Raw genomic sequence first — 822 nt, forward strand, 5'->3', positions numbered from 1 at the left:
GGCCAGTTCGGCGCGGGTGAGGGGACCCAGCCCGCCAATCAGTTGCCACATCGCCGGCGCCTGCGACGAGGCGTAGAGCCCGGCAAGGCGCTCCTCGCCGCGCGCAACCATGGCCGTGACGGCGGTGAGGTCCGTGGCGACGTCACTTGCCGCTGCGCCGATCGCGCCCGCCAGCAGGGCGGGGAGGGGGCGTTCGGGATCCGCGCGGAACAGCGCACGCGGGGCGAGCCCGGCGAGCGCCAGCGGCGCCGCGCCGAGGGCGAACAGCTGCGGGCGCATCGCGGCGGCGAGCGAGGCGGCCCAGGCGCTCCCGCGCGCGGCAAAACGCTGGAACACTCGGCCCTCGATCAGCACCTCCTCGCTGCCGCCCTCGAGGAAGTCGATCTCGTCCTCGCGCAGCTGGCGGAGCCATTCGGTCAGGGCTGCCAGGGGCTCGCGTGCCGGCAGCAGGGCATCGAGCCGTACCAGCGCGCGGTCGGCGCCCGCAAAGGTCGATGAGAAGCTCTCGCGTGCGTCCTTCGCGGCGAGCGCGAGCCTGGCCGCGCGGGCGAGGGGAGGGGGGCCGCGCCGGGCGATCCAGGACAGGAAGTCCTGCCGTTCGGCCGCGTACCATGAGCGGGTCAGTTCTGCCGCATCAAGCCCCGGATTGTGCTCGGGGCCTTGGTTTTCTTGAGGAAAGTCGCGGACATGGACGCGCCACAGCCGCCTGAGCGAGGCCCGCGCCAGTCCGTCGGCGACTTCCGCTGACAGGAACGGCAGCGCTCCTTTGTCGCGGGACAAAGAAGCAGTCAATCAACGTAACCTCCTGATAAAATGCCATAG

At 71.5% G+C, this 822-nt stretch carries 1 protein-coding gene; it reads right to left on the reverse strand.

Translation table 11 applies throughout. From position 1 onward, the window contains the following. On the reverse strand, window positions 1-792 hold a 792-nt coding region (locus AX703_RS25220), incomplete at its 3' end, for a hypothetical protein (RefSeq protein ID WP_062348197.1). Between the last annotated feature and the right edge of the window lie 30 nt (window positions 793-822).

Source organism: Novosphingobium sp. CCH12-A3, from assembly GCF_001556015.1.
Lineage (GTDB): Bacteria > Pseudomonadota > Alphaproteobacteria > Sphingomonadales > Sphingomonadaceae > Novosphingobium > Novosphingobium subterraneum.